General features: G+C 23.6%; 16 protein-coding genes and 1 pseudogene. 13 read left to right on the top strand and 4 right to left on the bottom strand.

Annotated elements, in window-relative coordinates:
• The 9 genes and pseudogenes from R5Z65_RS07680 to R5Z65_RS07720 all read left to right on the top strand — a co-directional run.
• Nucleotides 1-380: pseudogene (locus tag R5Z65_RS07680) on the top strand (Fic family protein); the annotation flags it as partial.
• A gap of 266 nt (nt 381-646) precedes the next feature.
• The gene (locus R5Z65_RS07685; RefSeq protein ID WP_317368307.1) at nt 647-1,042 is read left to right on the top strand and encodes a hypothetical protein; all 396 of its coding nucleotides are present in this window, start codon (nt 647-649) and stop codon (nt 1,040-1,042) included.
• Between the two features lie 543 nt (nt 1,043-1,585).
• Nucleotides 1,586-1,762 carry a hypothetical protein gene (locus R5Z65_RS07690; protein WP_317368309.1) on the top strand — a complete coding sequence of 59 codons (177 nt, stop codon included), beginning with the start codon at nt 1,586-1,588 and terminating at the stop codon, nt 1,760-1,762.
• A 154-nt stretch (nt 1,763-1,916) separates the two neighbouring features.
• Nucleotides 1,917-2,276, top strand: coding sequence for a JAB domain-containing protein (locus R5Z65_RS07695; protein ID WP_317368326.1), 360 nt, complete (start codon nt 1,917-1,919; stop codon nt 2,274-2,276).
• 82 nt (nt 2,277-2,358) lie between these two features.
• Nucleotides 2,359-3,381 (top strand): ThiF family adenylyltransferase, encoded by a 1,023-nt coding sequence (locus tag R5Z65_RS07700; RefSeq protein WP_317368310.1) that lies wholly within the window; start codon nt 2,359-2,361, stop codon nt 3,379-3,381.
• A 15-nt stretch (nt 3,382-3,396) separates the two neighbouring features.
• Entirely contained in the window at nt 3,397-4,503 is a 1,107-nt protein-coding gene (locus tag R5Z65_RS07705; RefSeq protein WP_317368312.1) for a ThiF family adenylyltransferase, read from the top strand.
• The gene (locus R5Z65_RS07710; protein WP_317368314.1) at nt 4,466-5,284 is read left to right on the top strand and encodes a hypothetical protein; all 819 of its coding nucleotides are present in this window, start codon (nt 4,466-4,468) and stop codon (nt 5,282-5,284) included. The genes R5Z65_RS07705 and R5Z65_RS07710 overlap by 38 nt, the downstream gene beginning before the upstream one ends.
• 62 nt (nt 5,285-5,346) lie before the next feature.
• Nucleotides 5,347-5,811 (top strand): hypothetical protein, encoded by a 465-nt coding sequence (locus R5Z65_RS07715; RefSeq protein WP_317368316.1) that lies wholly within the window; start codon nt 5,347-5,349, stop codon nt 5,809-5,811.
• A 262-nt stretch (nt 5,812-6,073) separates the two neighbouring features.
• Nucleotides 6,074-6,412: a hypothetical protein gene (locus R5Z65_RS07720; protein WP_317368317.1), complete on the top strand. Its 339-nt coding sequence runs from the start codon at nt 6,074-6,076 to the stop codon at nt 6,410-6,412.
• Between the two features lie 523 nt (nt 6,413-6,935).
• Here R5Z65_RS07720 and R5Z65_RS10220 read toward each other — a convergent pair.
• Nucleotides 6,936-7,067, bottom strand: coding sequence for a transposase (locus R5Z65_RS10220; protein ID WP_369124030.1), 132 nt, complete (start codon nt 7,065-7,067; stop codon nt 6,936-6,938).
• 341 nt (nt 7,068-7,408) lie between these two features.
• Here R5Z65_RS10220 and R5Z65_RS07725 point away from each other — a divergent pair, with 341 nt between their 5' ends.
• The 4 genes from R5Z65_RS07725 (at nt 7,409) to R5Z65_RS07740 (ending at nt 12,389) form a co-directional block, all read left to right on the top strand.
• Nucleotides 7,409-7,576: a hypothetical protein gene (locus R5Z65_RS07725; protein ID WP_317368318.1), complete on the top strand. Its 168-nt coding sequence runs from the start codon at nt 7,409-7,411 to the stop codon at nt 7,574-7,576.
• Between the two features lie 908 nt (nt 7,577-8,484).
• A complete protein-coding gene (locus tag R5Z65_RS07730) occupies nt 8,485-9,495 on the top strand; it encodes a DNA adenine methylase (protein ID WP_317368320.1) in 1,011 nt (336 codons plus the stop codon).
• Nucleotide 9,496: 1 nt separating this feature from the next.
• Entirely contained in the window at nt 9,497-10,408 is a 912-nt protein-coding gene (locus tag R5Z65_RS07735; RefSeq protein ID WP_317368321.1) for a Dam family site-specific DNA-(adenine-N6)-methyltransferase, read from the top strand.
• A 10-nt stretch (nt 10,409-10,418) separates the two neighbouring features.
• Entirely contained in the window at nt 10,419-12,389 is a 1,971-nt protein-coding gene (locus tag R5Z65_RS07740) for an AlwI family type II restriction endonuclease (protein ID WP_317368322.1), read from the top strand.
• A 167-nt stretch (nt 12,390-12,556) separates the two neighbouring features.
• Here R5Z65_RS07740 and R5Z65_RS07745 read toward each other — a convergent pair whose 3' ends face one another.
• The 3 genes from R5Z65_RS07745 to R5Z65_RS07755 are packed head-to-tail and all read right to left on the bottom strand — an operon-like array spanning nt 12,557 to nt 17,161.
• On the bottom strand, nt 12,557-13,966 hold the full coding sequence (locus R5Z65_RS07745) for a recombinase family protein (protein WP_317368323.1): 1,410 nt from the start codon (nt 13,964-13,966) through the stop codon (nt 12,557-12,559).
• On the bottom strand, nt 13,963-15,519 hold the full coding sequence (locus R5Z65_RS07750; protein ID WP_317368324.1) for a recombinase family protein: 1,557 nt from the start codon (nt 15,517-15,519) through the stop codon (nt 13,963-13,965). Before R5Z65_RS07750 ends, R5Z65_RS07745 begins: the two co-directional genes overlap by 4 nt.
• Nucleotides 15,512-17,161, bottom strand: coding sequence for a recombinase family protein (locus tag R5Z65_RS07755; RefSeq protein ID WP_317368325.1), 1,650 nt, complete (start codon nt 17,159-17,161; stop codon nt 15,512-15,514). The genes R5Z65_RS07750 and R5Z65_RS07755 overlap by 8 nt, the downstream gene beginning before the upstream one ends.
• Between the last annotated feature and the right edge of the window lie 147 nt (nt 17,162-17,308).

Here is a 17,308-nt window from a genome sequence, read left to right on the forward strand (position 1 = left end):
TTTTTTTGTAGGTAAAATAAGAGATATAAATATATCAAAAGGAAATTTTAGATTTGATCCACTTATGTATCTAGAACAATCATTAAATTATATAGATAATATGCTACAATCTAATTTTGATGAAATTATAGAAAAACATGTTGAAATGAACATAGCATACCATTTTAGATAAGGTAATGGCAGAGTCACTCGTATTTTCCTTGATTTTATATTAAAAAAAGAAATTAAAATGGTTGTAGATTGAGGTAGAATAGATAAAAATGATTATTTACTTGCAATAAAAAGAAGTTCTAACAGATAAAATAAATGTTAAGTGAATTTATATAAAAGGTATAGATACAAAGTATTGTTATAAGGGGTATAATATTTATAAGTTATAATATTTTGATATATTAATTTTTATTAGTGAAGTGGATGAAGATTTAGTATACTGTTAATGATCTTTAAATTATTAACATAGCTGATTTAAATATTAGAATAATAAATTGAATATTTTATATTTTTATTAAGATAATGAAAAAAATATTGAATAATTTGTAAAAAAATGTTAATATACTATTAGATTAAATAAAAAATAAAGGATAATTATATATTATCAATATTCGGCAATAGATGAGTGCAGTAAGGTGGTGTTATAGACAAATGTATGAAGAAAAATCTACTTATACATCATATTTATTTATGTTTAGAATTAATAAGAAAAGCACCTTTTGATATAAGAGAAATACAAACAGATAATGGTGTTGAATTTACCAATTTACAAAGAAAACATCAAGGAAAAACAATGTTTGAAACCATATTAGATAATCTAGATATAAAGGACACAAGAACAAGAATAGCAACACCACGACATAATGGTAAAGTAGAACGTCAACATAGACAGGATAGCGAAATATTTTACAAACATTTAAAAATGTTTGATTTGACAGAGGGAAGAAAACAACTAACTAAATATCAATTAAAATCAAATAATTATATAAAAACTTGTTTAGGATTTAAATCACCTAATCAAGTAGTAGAACAATACTTATTTATAATTTAAAATATATAAATTTACTATATTAATACAAAAAACAAAGATATGACAATAGTATTTATCCTTATCTTTGTTAAAAATCTTTTAAGTGTAACCTATGTTTGACATTTTAACAATTGCTAAATTTATCTTTGCCATATTTAGTTGCATTTTGAACAACAAATAGGTATAATATTATTCATGAGATCTTGTATTCCTTTCTCTAATTTTTTAGGGAGGTATTTAGTTTTTCGCAAAACCATTATACCATAAGGAGTTTAAGATCTCAATTTTCATTTAACTTAACAAAACGATAAAATGGATTGGGAGTAAAAAAGATTGAAAGGGCTAAAAAGTATTGGAATGGAAGAAAAAACAATACATAATGAAAAGGGAGAGAAAAAAGAATATAGATATTATATAAGTAGCTTAAAGATTTGACAAATTATCGTATGTTAAAATAGAAACATTCATGCGTTTGTCGTGGGATTAACTATAAAATATATTGACATATTATGTAATATATAGTAGTAGTATTATTGTATAAAACTTATGAAAGGAAGATATAAAATGAAAAAAATCCAATTTGAAGAAATTAGTAATAATGACTTTTTTGCAGATTATACTGCTGAATGTTCTGGTGCTAGGTCTGACTGTTGTACTAGAGTTTGTACACGAGATGACGATGATGATATTGATGTTTGGGGTAAATTCTTAGAAATTGAAGGTGGAGTAATCCAATATTAATATTTTTTTAATTATTGCTGATATCTATATTATAGATATCAGTTTTTTATAGGAGTTAGATTATGAGTATAAATATAGATATCGTACAAGTAGAAATTGCTAAAAAAACAAAATTAATTTAAAACATCTTCATAATACAATAGATAGTTTAGAAATTGCTATAAAGATTTTTATAGAACAAATAAGCAGAAGTAACATTGAAATCGTAGCACTAATATGTATGAATAAAAGAGGAGAAATTCTTAATTATTATAATATTGCTATAGGTGATTCTGAAAGGGTTAAAATATCTTTAGCACAACTTTTTAAAATTTCGTTATTATCTAATGCTGAAAAAATTATTGTTGCACATAATCATCCTAGTGGAATACTAAATATAACTTATTTAGACATTAGACTGACAAAAAATATAGTTATAATATGTAATTTATTTGATATAGAATTAATAGATTCTATAATTGTAAATAAATATGGAGAATATATATCTATTAGACAAAGTATAAAGGAGAAATAAAAAATGAGTTCAACAGTATACAAAATAAAGGATTCTGTAGATTTATTTTTGAACGAAAATTCTCATAATAATAGCCTATTATATGAATACAAGAAAAAGAAAATCATTTAAAGTAAATAATGAACTAATTAAATTGTTAGAAATGATAGATGGAAAAACAACTACCTATCAAATATGTAAATTAATGAAAGACAACTATAATGTAGATGATGATGAAGTCAAATCAATATTAACTCATTTAGAAAATCAAAAAATAATAACAAAAGTAAATTTTAATACAAATATTATTGGGTGCGATGATATTAAAAGATATGACAGGCAGATAAATTATTTTAGTGAATTTTTACAAAGTGAAGAATTAGCATTACAAGCTCAAAAAAAATTAATGGATAGCAAAATTGTTATATTTGGATGTGGGGCTATAGGTGGAGTTATAGCGTGCCAACTTGTTATGGCTGGTGCTAGAAATATCATTTTGTATGATTATGATATAGTAGATCAATCAGATGTTTCTCGCCATATTTATTTTAATAATAAAAATTTTAAAAAATCTAAATCTGAAGTATTAAAACAAACACTACAAGATATAGATAATAGAGTTAATATAACGACTGTAGATGAAAAAATGAATACTAAAACAAATATAGAAAATATAATATCTAATAATGACTTTATTGTGAATACATTAGATGAACCGTACATAGGTTATACATCTTGCAAAATATCAAGAATGTGTATTAAATATAAAAAAGCACATTATATAGTAGGTGGATTTGATGCACATCTAGCAAGTACTGGGGAAATAATAATACCAGGGATAACACCTTGTGTAGATTGTTACGCAACTTATTTTGGGGAAAAATTAAAAGGTTGGAAACCAAAAAAACATCCAGTAGAAGATAGAAGTATGCAGATAGGAGGTATATCCTCTATGTCTTTATTTTCAGCGTCTTTTGCAACTATAGAAATTATTAAATACATATGTGGATTAATAGATATGCAAGATAAAAATAACTATAAAACAAGAGGAGAAATGTTATTTGACAGTATGGAATTAACATATTTAAATGTGAAAAGAGATGCTAACTGTTTAATTTGTGGATAAAGAAATGTTTAATATATGAATCTAAAAATAAGATCTACAGTATCTGTTGTTAAAATCAGTGATAATATTTTAGAGTTTTTTAAAACTAATACAAGACAACAAGTTAGAATTTCAGTAGAAGATGACACCATACTAAATGTTATTACAGAGCTTAATGGAAAAATTAAAACAATAGACGAGTTATCAGAAAAATATCAAATAGATAAAAATGACTTAGAAAAACTAATGTTATTTTTAGAAAGTAAAGGTATACTTGACAATGTTGAACCTAAAGAAGATTTTAAAAATTATAAAAGTTATAGAAGAGTTATACAATTTTTAAATGATTTTTCTGAAAACCACGAACATTTAGTTAATATGTGGAATAATATTACTAATTCTAATGTTTTAATTATAGGGCTTGGTGCAGTTGGCTCTTGGGTATCTTGTAATTTAGCTCAATCGGGAGTAGAAAATTTAATTTTAATGGACAATGATGTTGTAGATATAACCAATTTACACAGACAATTTGGATATAAAGAGAATTGTGTAGGTTCGTACAAAATAGATGCTATCAACAAAAAGCTTGTAGAGTATAATGATAATATTAATGTTAAAAAGATATATCAAATTTTGGATAAGGATACGGCAAATCTATTAGATGACTATGAAATTGATTTAGTTATAAATTGTGCAGGTCAACCTAATGTAGACACAACATCTAGGATAATAGGTGAATACTGTATGAAAAGAGATATACCTCATATTGTAGGTGGGGGATATAATTTACATTTATCGTTAATTGGACAAACAATAATACCTAAAGAAACGGCTTGTGTTAGATGTTTTGAAAAACAATTACAAGAAATAAACAAAGTAGATAAAAACAAAGTAAAAAAACTTACCGTAAAAAATAGAAAAATAGGCAGCTTTGGTCCAATGTGTTCAATTATAGCAAGTATGATAGGTATGGATTGTATTAAAATCTTATCTAAAAGTATAAAACCTTCTAATATAAACAGAAGAGGAGAATTTAATATTTATACTATGGATATGGAGTATAATAAATTTGAAAAACTTGAAGATTGTGAGTGTTGTAGTACAAATGGAAAATATAATAATAGAGGGTGCATATCAAAATAATTTAAAAAACATAGATTTAGAAATTACTATAAATAGCTTTAATTGTATTGTAGGTGTATCTGGGTGTGGAAAATCTTCTTTAGTATATGATGTAATTTATGCTGAAAGCCAAAGGAATTTTATTCAAAGTGTGTCAGATAGCTTATATATAAAAAAAATAGCAAACAAACCAAAAGTTAAAAAAATAAAAAATCTTAGACCAGTAATAAGTTTAACACAAACAAGCTATAATTTTAATCCTAGATCCACAGTTGGCACATTTACAGAAATATCTTATTTTTTAAGAGGTTTATACAGTTTGGTAATTGGTTATGAGTCAAATGAAAAATATGCAGAAAGTAAATTTTCTTTTAATAGTCCGTTAGGTTGTTGTAAAAAATGCGAAGGGACAGGCGAAGAATATGTTATTTCTGAAGATTTAATAATGCCAGATAAAGACAAATCTTTAAAAGATGGTGCAATTATTTATTATAAAGGTTCACAATTATCATTTGAATATAAATCATTAATGAAAATTTGTGAGCTTTATAACATAGATATTAATAAAAGTATTAATGAGCTAACAGAACAAGAAAAATATAATATTTTATATAGAGAAGATAAAATAAAATTTGATTTGAATATCAAAAAATCTACTGGTAAATACAGAAAAGTTACATTTAATGAAAAAGGTGTTATACCAGAACTTAACGGTATGTTAAAAAATATTAAAAAACCGTCAACTTTTCTTAAAATATCTAAATTTTTAGAAAAAACCCTTGTTCTAATTGTAATGGGTTAAAACTTAATAAAGATATATTATCTAAATTAATATGTGGTAAAAATATAGCAGAAATTGAAAATATGCAAGTATCACAAATTTATATATGGAAAAAAGAAGTGATAAACGCATATAGTAATAGCAATATAATAGATACTATTAAAGGTTTATTTGAAGAAATATATAAAAGAATAAATAATTTATTAGAATTTAATTTAGAATATTTATCATTAAGTAGAAGTGTTACAACTCTATCTGGAGGAGAATTCCAAAGAATACGAATTGTAAATCAGTTAAATTGTTCATTAAAAGGGTTAGTCTATATTTTAGATGAACCTTGCAAAGGTCTTCATAATAAAGATATTAAAAATGTAATTTTATATACAAAAAAATTAATATATAATGGAAATACTGTGATATCTATAGAACATAATAAAGAATATATTTATGAATCAGATAACATTTTTGAACTAGGATATGAAGGTGGAGAAAAAGGAGGATATCTAGTATCTAAACATAAACCACAAAAAAATATACATATAATATAGAGTTTAAATAGATTACTGGATATGATAGATTTATTAAATTTGAAAATATAAATTTTAGGAATATAAAAAACAAAGACATATATCTTCCTATTGGCAGAATTAGTTCAATTACAGGAGTTTCTGGTTCTGGTAAAAGTAGCTTATCAGAGGTAATATACAATTGTATTAAGTATAAAAAAATATATACTGTGATAAAATTGAAGGGAATATAAATAAAATTCACTCAATAAATCAATCTCCTATAGGTAAAAATTCAAGATCTATGATTGTTTCATATTTAGGTATATATGATAGAATTAGAGAATTATTTGCAAATTGTGAACAAGCTAAAAATTTAAAGTTAAAAAGCTCTTATTTCAGTATTAATGTAAAAGGTGGAAGATGTGAGGAATGCGAAGGTACAGTAAAAGTAAAGGTAGTTTCACAATATTTTGCAGATACATATATATTATGTGAAAAATGTAATGGGGAAAGATTTAATGAAAATATATTAAAAATAAAATACAAAGGTTTTAACATAAATGATATATTAGATAATTCAATAAATAATATATTAGAAATATTTAAAGATGATATATATATAATAAGCTTGATATTATAAAAAAGTTAGGAGTTGGATATTTAAGTTTAGGACAAATGACTATGAATTTATCTGGAGGAGAATCTCAACGAATTAGACTATCAAAAATATTAGGAGATAAATGATATGACATAAATATATATATTAGATGAACCAATTTGTGGATTAAATGATAATGATATAGATAAATTAGTTGAAGTTTTATTTGATTTAAAAAATAAAGGTGCAACTATTATTTTAATTGAGCATAATATAGAGTTTATTGCAAAAATTAGTGATTATATGATAGATTTAGGCAAATCAACTTTAGATAATATAGATAAAAATATTATTCAAGGAGAACCACAATATGTTTTTGAACATATTTTATCATCTTGGAAAGGTTATATTTAAACTATATTATAAATTTAATCAAAGTTATATAAATTTTAAAATTAAATAGTAGTTTGGATATTATGGCTCTTTGTCAAATAGCGTTGATAAAATTCCGAAAAAATTAAAGTAGTCATTTGGCGTCAAAAAAATTTTTGAGGCCAAATGACTACTAGCCCAAAATTAAATTATGTTTAAGCAACACTCTTTTAGTTAAATGTTCAAAATTATAAAATCCAAAACCTATTCTTTTTAAAACTTTAATTGCATTGTTTAAAGCTTCTACTTTTGAAGTGCACTGCACTTGCTTGACAATCTGCCATTTTTATTATTTCCTATAGCTATAAGTGTTATATGGGTACTAATTTTAACATTAATAAATAATTTTGTATTACTATTATTGCATTATTATTTATAGTACCGGTAATTGCGTTTGCTGTAAAACTTAATTATAGATTAATTGTTATTATTAATGAATTTAGAAAAGATATTTTAATAAATAATAATATTAAAAATTTAGATTAAATTTAATGATATTAAGTAGGATAAGATTAATGTGTTTAGAAAGAAAATTTTTACCTGTAGGACAAGGTGCTTTTTATTTAGAAACATTTTATTTTTGTAAAAATTATGTAAATATTGTATATGAACGAAAATGAGGAAGGGAATATAGAAGAAAATAGAGAAGATGGTTTTGAAATTATTAATTCTGGAGAAGATGTTAGTAGCCTCATAAAGAGTGTTTCAGCATTAAGTGGGATTGATCCAAGTTGTAAATACCTTGATTGGCAATATATTGTACATAATTTTTGACACGAGGATAGAAGTAGAGAATTTTGCAAAGAAATGAAAGAAAAAATTTATGAATTTAATATTAATAATATAGAAGAATTATTGGATATAAGAGATTGCAGTCTCTGGAATACTTTAAGCCTAAAAGTAAAAAATATACCAAAATATAGCTTGTGATATAAACGCAAATTCTATGACTTTGTTATCCGTAAATAAATATTACAAGTTTAGGTAATATACAAATATAAGAGTATGTTGTAAAAATTTGTTTAATGGAAATATAAATTTTTGCCTAGTGGATGCTTATACACAGGAGATTGTGATTGTAAAAAAGTAAAGAATATGAATCAATTAATTTAGTCATACGGAGTATATATTGATGATATCGATATTTTACAAGTGCCACATCACGTTTCAAAAGGTAATTTTAGCGACAAATTATTAAAATTTAAAAACTGTCATTTTTTATTATATCTGCTGGTAAGAAAAATAGTTACGATCACCCTCATAGTGAAGTTGTGAAAGCTATTTGTATGAATATGAAAAATATAGGTATTGTTACAGAAAACACTCCGCCATTATCATTTCGTATTTATTAGTGATTATAAACTAATTTACAAATATTAAAAATTGATTTTTAACAAAGATAGTAGTACAAAACATTACTATCTTTGTTTTTTTACTTCAAATAAAAGTAGAGTTTTAATAAATACTATTAATTAGTATAAATTGTATTAAAAATCTTACTCATTGACAATAACTATGTAAAATAATATAATATATATTGTTTTAAATTAAGAATAAATATTAAAATTTATTTTATATTTTAAATACTAAAAATAATAAGTTTTAAAACGATATATAAAATATAAAAAAGAAAGAAGGTGATGATTATAGCAACAGTATCTAATAAACTGTATAAAACATCATTGATAAATAATCGTAGATATTTAGGTAATAAGTATAAATTATTACCTTTTATAACAAAAGTTATTAATGAAGAATGTGGAAAAATTGAGTCTGTTGCTGATATATTTGCTGGAACAGGTGCAGTAGCTTCTGCTTTTACAAATAAGACAATTATTACTAATGATTTAATGTATAGCAACTTTATTTGTAATTTGGCTTGGTTTAGTCCTCAAAGTTATGATCCTAAATTGATAATTGATTACATTGTTTATTATAACGCTATATCAAATTTTGATGATAACTATATGACAAAAAAATTTGCAGATACATATTTTAGTTATAATGATTGTTCAAAAATTGGATTTATACGAGAAGATATAGAAAGGAACTATAAATTAAAAAAGATTAATGAACGAGAAAGAGCGATTTTATTAACTTCTTTACTATATGCAATGGATAAAATAGCAAAAACTTGTGGGCATTACGATGCTTATAGAAAAGGGGTAGAATTTACATCAACTATTGAGCTATCTGTACTATTAGCAAAAATTGAAAATAGATTAGAAAATAAATGTTTTAATAAAGATGCGAATGAGCTTGTTAGGGATATTTCTGTTGATTTAGTATATATAGATCCTCCCTATAATTCTCGTCAGTATTGCGATGCGTATCATTTACTTGAAAATGTTGCTCGTTGGGAAAAACCAGAGGTATATGGTGTTGCTAGAAAAATGAATAGAGATAATATAAAAAGTAAATATTGCACTAAAGATGCTACAAATGTATTTGAAGATTTAATAAAAAATATCAAGTCAAAATACATTGTTTTTTCTTATAACAATATGTCCAATAAGGGTAATGATAGATCTAATGCAAAAATTTCTGACGAAGATATTATGAGAATTTTAAAAAATAAAGGTGATGTTAAAATTTTTTCAGAAAGTTATAAAGCATTTTCAGCAGGCAAATCTAATATTCAAAATAATGCAGAAAGATTATTTTTATGCACTTGTTTTAGTGAGGTAAAATAATATGATACAATCGCCTTTAAATTATACAGGTGGTAAATTCAAATTATTGCCACAAATACTTCCTTACTTCCCCAAAAATATTAATACATTTGTAGATTTATTTTGTGGTGGCTGTAATGTAGGTATTAATATAAACGCAAATAAAATTATATACAATGACTTAAATAAAAACTTGTGTTACTTATACAATACATTTAAAAACTTAGACAAAGAATCTACTTTTGAATGGATTTACGAAATAATTGAAAAGTACAATCTATCGCTTGTAAGTAAAAATGGATATGATTATTATGGTTGCGAAAGTAGTAAAGGCTTGGGCAGTTATAATAGAGAAGGGTTTTTAAAATTAAGAGATGATTTTAACAATTATATAAATAAAGATTATTATTATTATATTTTGCTATATGTTATAATTGTTTATTCTTTTAATAATCAAATAAGATTTAATAGTAAAGGAGAGTTTAATTTACCTGTAGGAAAACGAGATTTTAATTTAAAAATGAAGAATAAGTTATCCGATTTTATAGACGCATTAAAATCACAAAACTGTATTTTTATGTGTAAAGATTTTAGAGAGTTTGATATTTCTATGCTTAGTTTTGATGATTTTGTTTATGTAGATCCACCATATTTAATTACTTGTGCTACATATAATGAGCAAGGTGGTTGGAGTGAAGATACAGAAAAAGAGCTGCTCTCATTTTTGGATAAATTAAATGAAAAAAATATACGATTTGCCCTTTCAAATGTTATTAGAAGTAAAGGTAAAGAAAATCATTTATTAATAGAATGGATCAACAAAAATCTAGATATTTATAGAGTTATATATTTAAATTATAGTTATTCTAACTCTAATTATCAGATTAAAGACAAGTCTTCTGTAACAGAAGAAGTATTGATTATAAACTATTAAGGAGGTAATTATGGCTGTTAAAATACCTTATAAAAGTTTTTGTTGGAGCTTAGGAACGACTAGCTTTAGAACAAAAAATTTTAACAAAACTATAGAACAACAACTTGCTCTTTTAAATGAATTTTGGAGTATCAAACAAAATGAAAGTGAAATTTGGTCTGGAAATACAGAATTACAGTCTAGATATTATGATTTTATAAAAGAAAAACAATTTATAGAAGGTAACGCAAAAAATAAATCAAAAGATGCTAGAGAAAAAACATCTGGTTTGGTAGATATAGGATTGATTACCGAAAATAGAATGCTTACAGAAGCAGGATTAAATTTATTAAATATTAGTAAATCAAATGATTTTTCTATTAATAATAATTTTGGAATAGCAAAAGATAGTTATATTTATTTAAAGCAACTTCTTAAAAGCTGTAACGAAATAAATGGAGATTTTGTTCGTCCTTTTATTGTTTTGATATATGTACTTTTAAAGGTGGAAAAATTAACACTAGATGAGTTTACATATTTATTGCCACTTTGTACAAATGAAGTATATACAGAACAAATTATTGAAGGTATACGAAGTATTAGAAAAAATGAAACTTCAATAGATGAAATAATAATTAATAGATTAATAAAAATGGATAACTATTCTAGTGCATTAGAATTATTGCTTACAAGTGATATTACTGAAGAATTGTTATGCGAAATAGGACTTAATAGAAAAAGTAGAAACTATGATAAAGTATACTTTAAATTATATAATAATCTTTATGATATGTATATCAATAGAAATGATGATATAATACCTTTAGTTTATTTAGTGACAAAGGATATTAAAATAGGAAAATGGTGGCGTAGTTATCTTTTTAATACTTCTTCAGAAAATGCTATAAAAAAACAGCCTAAAAAATATAAAAATGCTACAATTTTTGATAATATTAATAGCGAAGAGGAATTTAAAATAGCTTTTTTTAAAATTATGCATTTATTTAAGGCTAAAGCTACATTATCAGATTATATTGATCTTAATCGAAGATACATAAAAACAACAGATATAATTCTATTTGAAGATAATGTTGTAAAATTAGATATCGTTCCTAAATATTTCTTTAAATGTGCAATGTCTGAACTTTACTTACAAGCATATAGGAAATCGGAAATACTTACAAAAGATTGTTCTATAAAACACATATGTTCTTCTCTAATATTTGATGAAGTAGAGATTATAAAAGGTATAAATAAAGAACTTAGTGCATCTGTCAAAACACTTGATGAAGCTCATTTAGTATTAGATGATAATAGATATAAAAGATTACATCATCTTATTGATACTAAATTCACTGATGAGAATATAATTACGCTTTTAAATCATTTCGAAATGAGAAATGATAATGAAATTAGAGCTATGGTAACGGATAATGCAGATATTCCTACTATTTTTGAGTATGTGCTAGGTATTTTGTGGTATAAAATAAGTGAGAAAGAAGGCAAAATTCTTGATTATATGAAACTTTCACTTGATGCTGATTTATTACCTAAAACACACGCTAGTGGTGGAGAAGCTGATATTGTATATGAATATTCAAAAACAGAAAATTATCCTGAACATACTTTGTTGATAGAAGCTACTCTTTCAGATAGTACAAATCAACGAAGAATGGAAATGGAACCTGTTTCAAGGCATTTAGGACAACATTTAATTCGTACTGGAAACTTAAATAGCTATTGTATATTTATTACTAATTTTTTAAATATAAATGTTATAGCAGATTTTAGAGGGAGAAAAAATATGCCTTATTATGACAATAAAGACTACTCTAAAAATGTTCTAGGAATGAAAATTATACCACTACAAACATTACAATTAAAGAAAATAATCCAAAATAAAAATAAATATAAAGATTTATATAAAGTATTTGAACAAGGATTTAAATCTTCAGTTCCACCGCATAATTGGTATGATGAATGCATTGTGTCTAAATTATGAAATAATTTAAATGATTAAGTTTTTTATAATATACATTTACAAACAGGTACTATTAAATATTTTGGATATAAAAATTAAAAACCTATTTATAATTCTAAATGATAAGTTGCATATTAATTGTTATAATAGCCACCATATCACTTAGATGATATGGTGGTTATTATAAACTATATGGTATTTACTTTAACATTCTCTTGAAAAACAACTACCGATTTTACATACTTTTCCAAAAATTCTCTTGTTAGTTCACCCTTATTATCAAAACAATTAATATTTTCTTTACTCGTATGTTCTAAAATTTTATCTTCTTTTATATTAAGTTTTTGTTTTTCTTCTATATACATTTTTTTACATATTTCTTCTTTTAAATAACTTGTATAAAGTTTTTCTTTTTGTAATTTTATAATTTTTAATTGTTCATCAATATTATTTTTATGAGTATCATTTTTATTTTTTTTAATTTCAAAATTTTTATGTATTTCATTTAAAACAACTTTTTTCAAATATTCTTCTTCAATCATAAAATATTTACAACCATATTGGTTAGTATATCTAACTGTATTGCAAGTATATTTAATACTAGAATTATTTATTTTTTGTAAATCATAACCACAATAGCCACATTTTAAAATACCTTTAAATAAATTTTCTTTTATTGTTCTTGTTTTATTATTTTTAAATACTTTTTGTGCATCATAAAATAAATCCTCAGAAATAATAGCAGGGTGATGATTTTCAAAAACAACCCAGTTATTTTTATCAATGTTTTTATAGTTTTTGCTCCCAACTTCTTTAATTTCTGTTTTACCATAAGTTCTTTTGCCAATATAAACATCATTTTTTAATATATTTCTAACGGTAAGGCTTTTCCAAAACATTTTTCCCTTACATTTTCCAAGCTTATTAACCTTGCCCATACTCATTTTATATTCTAAAGGGGTAGGTATATTTTTATCGTTTAGTATTTTTGCTATTTGCGTTAGATTTTTATCTTCACAAGCCATATTAAAAATATCTTGTACAATTTTATATGTGTTTGTATCTATATCAAATTTATATTTATCTGTTTTTGAAACAACATACCCATAAGGATTAGAAGAAGTAGGAATTTTACCTGTTTTAGCTTTGCTAATTTGTGCAGTTTTTATTTTTTTAGAAATATCTTTACTATAGTAACTATATATTATATTTTTAAAATTAAGATTAAAATAACTGTTAAAATCATCATTAGCACTATCAAAATTGTCATTAACGGCAATAAAACGAACATTTAAAAGGGGAAAGATATTTTCTATATATTCTGTTGTTTCTATGTAGTTACGTCCAAACCTAGATAAATCTTTTACGATTATACAGTTTATTTTACCTTTTTTAACATCATCTAAAATGTTAGTTATTCCTTTTCTTTTTAAATTTGTTCCAGATTTACCGTCATCAATATATTCAAAAATATTTTCGTATGTAAAATCATTTGATTTTATAAAGTTATGTAAATACTGTCGTTGGTTTGAAATACTATCACTTTCTGTTAAATTTTCATCTTCTCTAGAAATTCTTAAATAAATAGCTATGTTCATAATTCTCCTTTAAATGAAAAATTTATTTTAATTAAATTGTCTTTATATATGTATATGCTTTTTATTAACATCTGTATTAATTGTTGGTTAAAAAATTCCTTATCTTCAAATTTTATAAATCTTTCTAGTTTGTCTATGCTATTTTTTTGTAAATCTTCATATTGTTGCTGTAAATTTTGTTTTTCTTTTAGTAATAAATCTTCTTTTTCTATATATTTTTGCCTAAAATCTAAATATTCACTTTCTGTTAAAAGTTTTTTAAGATAATCATTATATAGTTTTTCATAAAGTAAAGGTATTTTATTAATTTCTTTATCTATATTTTTAATATTTTCTAAACAAGTGGATAAATTTTCATTATTTATCTTAATTTTATTTTTATCAAGCAATACATTTATTTGAGTTTTTAGTGAGTTAAAAATAACATTATCTAGTTCATCTTTAGAAATTTTATCAAAACAACATAAATCTTTAGCCACTTTGTTTTTGCTACATTTATAATACTTATTTGTTAAATATAATCTAGAGCCACACTCACCGCATTTTAATATATTTTTATATAAATTGTTAGATTTTTTTGTTAAATTACTTTCAGAATTTGCATATTTTTCTTTGTTTAATTTATTCATTTGTTCCACCTTTAAAAAAGTATCTTCATCTATAATAGGGGTATGTGTATTGTAAACTATTATTTGTTCATCTTTTGGTACACTTTTAATGTTTTTGTTGTTATATAGCTGTTTTCTTTTAGTACCTTGAATTGTATGTCCTAGATAAGTTTGATTTTTTAATATTTTCTTGATTGTACTTTCTGTCCACAAGCAATTTTTATATTTTTCATCAAATAAAATTTTATTATCAAATTTATATTTGTTAGGGCAGGGGATATTTAAGCTATTTAATTGTTTAGCAATAGCTAGATAGCTTTTGCCATCTAGCCTTAAAGAAAAAATTTTTTTTACTATATCACTAGCATAGTCGTCTATTTCTAGCTTATATTTATTATCTTTAGATTTTTTATATCCAAAACAAGCAACACTACCAATAAAATCTCCATTTAATTGTTTAGTTTTAAGGCTAGTACAAATCTTTTTAGAAATATCTTTAGCATACATATCATTTATAATATTTTTTATATGTAAATTTAAAATATGAGTACAATCAAGATTAATGCTATCATAATTATCATTTACTGCAATAAAACGAACATTTAGCTTAGGTAATATTTCTTCTAAATACTGTCCTGTTTCAATGTAATTTCGCCCAAACCTAGATAGATCTTTTACAATAACACAGTTTATTTTGTTTAATTTAATATCATTTATTAAATTTTTAAATTGTTCTCTGTTAAAGCTAGTGCCTGTTATACCATTATCTATATATGTATTTATTAGTTTAAAATAAGTATTGTTTTTTATAAAGTTATTTAGTAATATTTGTTGATTTTCAATAGAATTGCTTTCATCATCTAAAACTGATATTCTTATATAAAATGCAACTTTGTAAGAATTGTCAATTACTTTTTGTATATTAAACCTACTTTTCCTAGCCATTCATAACACTCTCCAGCACAGGTTTCAGATTAGTATTTTCTTCTACAAAATCTCTTATAAATTCTACATTTTTCTTAAATTCATTTTCAAAAAGATATTTTATAACTATGGTATCATTGTTGTAAATTTCAATTTTATTTAAAAGAGTAACAATTAAGGCTCTATCTAAGTAAGGGATATTTTTAAGTTCTTTAAAAGCTTTTAACCATTTTTCTCTGTCTGTATTGCCACATTTTATATTTTTAATTTCAGTGCTTAAATCTAATACTATTTTGGATAACTTTTCTATTTCTGCATCATATTTTTGACTATAATCTAAATATTCAGTTTTAGATATTAAATTTTCGTTAAAATCTGTATATATTTTAAATTTATAATTTTTGTATTTTTCTATTTCTATTTCTTTTTCTAAGATAGCATTTTTTAAAGTGGATATTTTTGAATTGTTATCAGATATTTTATCAATTGTATTTAATATATTATCTACATCTACAAACAATGAAAAATACATCTGTAAAGTTTTTAAAACAATGCTATCTAGTGTATCATATTTTATAATATGGCTATTACAACCACTTTTATTTTTATAACCAGAGCATATAAGGTAATAATTAGGTTTTTCTTTAGTGCCACAATTTTTCATAATCATATTGCGTCCACAATCACCACAAACAGCTATTCCAGAAAATTTAAAAACAGTGTTTTGATAAGGTGAAATTCTTGTATCTTTTGAAAGTATGCTTTGAACAGTGTTAAAAATTTGCTTATCAAGTATAGGGGTATGACTGTTTTCTATAACATACCAATCTTTTTTATCTTTTTTTGCTACTAAATTTATTTTATGGTTTATTGTAGTTGTTTTACCTTGAGATAGTGTACCTGTATATATATCATTTTTTAAAATGCGTGTTACGGTTAATGCTTGCCATTTTGCTTTATCATTTTTCTTAAATGAGGTTTCATAGTTTAAACCTATACTTTTTTTATATTCCATAGGAGATAAAATACCTTTTGCATTTAATTTATCTGCAATAGCTTGAGAGCTATATCCCTTAATTTTTAAATTAAATATTTCTACAATAACATTTTTTACTGTCTCATCTACAATAAGCTTTGTTTTATCTTTTGGGTCTTTTAAATATCCATATGTAGCAAAAGAGCCTATAAACTCGCCATTTTTCATTTTCATATTTTTTTGGCTTTTAACTTTTAAAGAAATATCTTTAACATATGCATCATTTATTAAATTTTTAAAAGGTACAATAATGTTATCTTGTTCATTTTCGTTTATGCTGTCATAACTATCATTTATAGCTATAAAGCGTACATTTAGCATAGGAAATATTTTTTCAATATATTTAGCAGTATCTATAAAGTTACGCCCAAACCTAGAAAAATCTTTTACAACTATGCAATTAATAGTCCCTTTTTTAATTTCTTCTATCATCTCTTTAAAAGCAGGGCGTTTAAAGTTGCTACCTGAATAACCATCATCTATTTTTATCATTTTGATACTAATATCGTTTTTTTGGGATAGATAATTTTTTATAAGATTTATTTGATTTGTTATGCTTTCGCTTTCTTTGTTTTTAAAATCTTCTTTGGAAAGCCTAGCATAAATACAAGCATTATATTTGTTCATAAAACAACTCCTTTATATATTAAATAATAGTGTTATTATAGTAATAGAACATTTACTAATAATATATAATATTTTATTTTAAAAATCAATATTTTAAAAAATTTTAACAAAAATTCAAATTTGTTGTCTTATAAGATTAAATTATAA

Origin of the sequence: uncultured Tyzzerella sp., from assembly GCF_963558545.1 — a bacterium.
GTDB lineage: Bacteria > Bacillota > Clostridia > Lachnospirales > CAG-274 > Tyzzerella.

Coding starts and splice junctions, on each gene's coding strand:
- R5Z65_RS07685 (WP_317368307.1), top strand. CDS start 647: ATGAAGAAAAATCTACTTATACATCATATTTATTTATGTTTAGAATTA.
- R5Z65_RS07690 (WP_317368309.1), top strand. CDS start 1,586: ATGAAAAAAATCCAATTTGAAGAAATTAGTAATAATGACTTTTTTGCA.
- R5Z65_RS07700 (WP_317368310.1), top strand. CDS start 2,359: ATGAATACAAGAAAAAGAAAATCATTTAAAGTAAATAATGAACTAATT.
- R5Z65_RS07705 (WP_317368312.1), top strand. CDS start 3,397: ATGAATCTAAAAATAAGATCTACAGTATCTGTTGTTAAAATCAGTGAT.
- R5Z65_RS07710 (WP_317368314.1), top strand. CDS start 4,466: ATGGAAAATATAATAATAGAGGGTGCATATCAAAATAATTTAAAAAAC.
- R5Z65_RS07715 (WP_317368316.1), top strand. CDS start 5,347: ATGCAAGTATCACAAATTTATATATGGAAAAAAGAAGTGATAAACGCA.
- R5Z65_RS07720 (WP_317368317.1), top strand. CDS start 6,074: ATGATTGTTTCATATTTAGGTATATATGATAGAATTAGAGAATTATTT.
- R5Z65_RS07725 (WP_317368318.1), top strand. CDS start 7,409: ATGAACGAAAATGAGGAAGGGAATATAGAAGAAAATAGAGAAGATGGT.
- R5Z65_RS07735 (WP_317368321.1), top strand. CDS start 9,497: ATGATACAATCGCCTTTAAATTATACAGGTGGTAAATTCAAATTATTG.
- R5Z65_RS07740 (WP_317368322.1), top strand. CDS start 10,419: ATGGCTGTTAAAATACCTTATAAAAGTTTTTGTTGGAGCTTAGGAACG.
- R5Z65_RS07745 (WP_317368323.1), bottom strand. CDS start 13,966: ATGAACATAGCTATTTATTTAAGAATTTCTAGAGAAGATGAAAATTTA.
- R5Z65_RS07750 (WP_317368324.1), bottom strand. CDS start 15,519: ATGGCTAGGAAAAGTAGGTTTAATATACAAAAAGTAATTGACAATTCT.
- R5Z65_RS07755 (WP_317368325.1), bottom strand. CDS start 17,161: ATGAACAAATATAATGCTTGTATTTATGCTAGGCTTTCCAAAGAAGAT.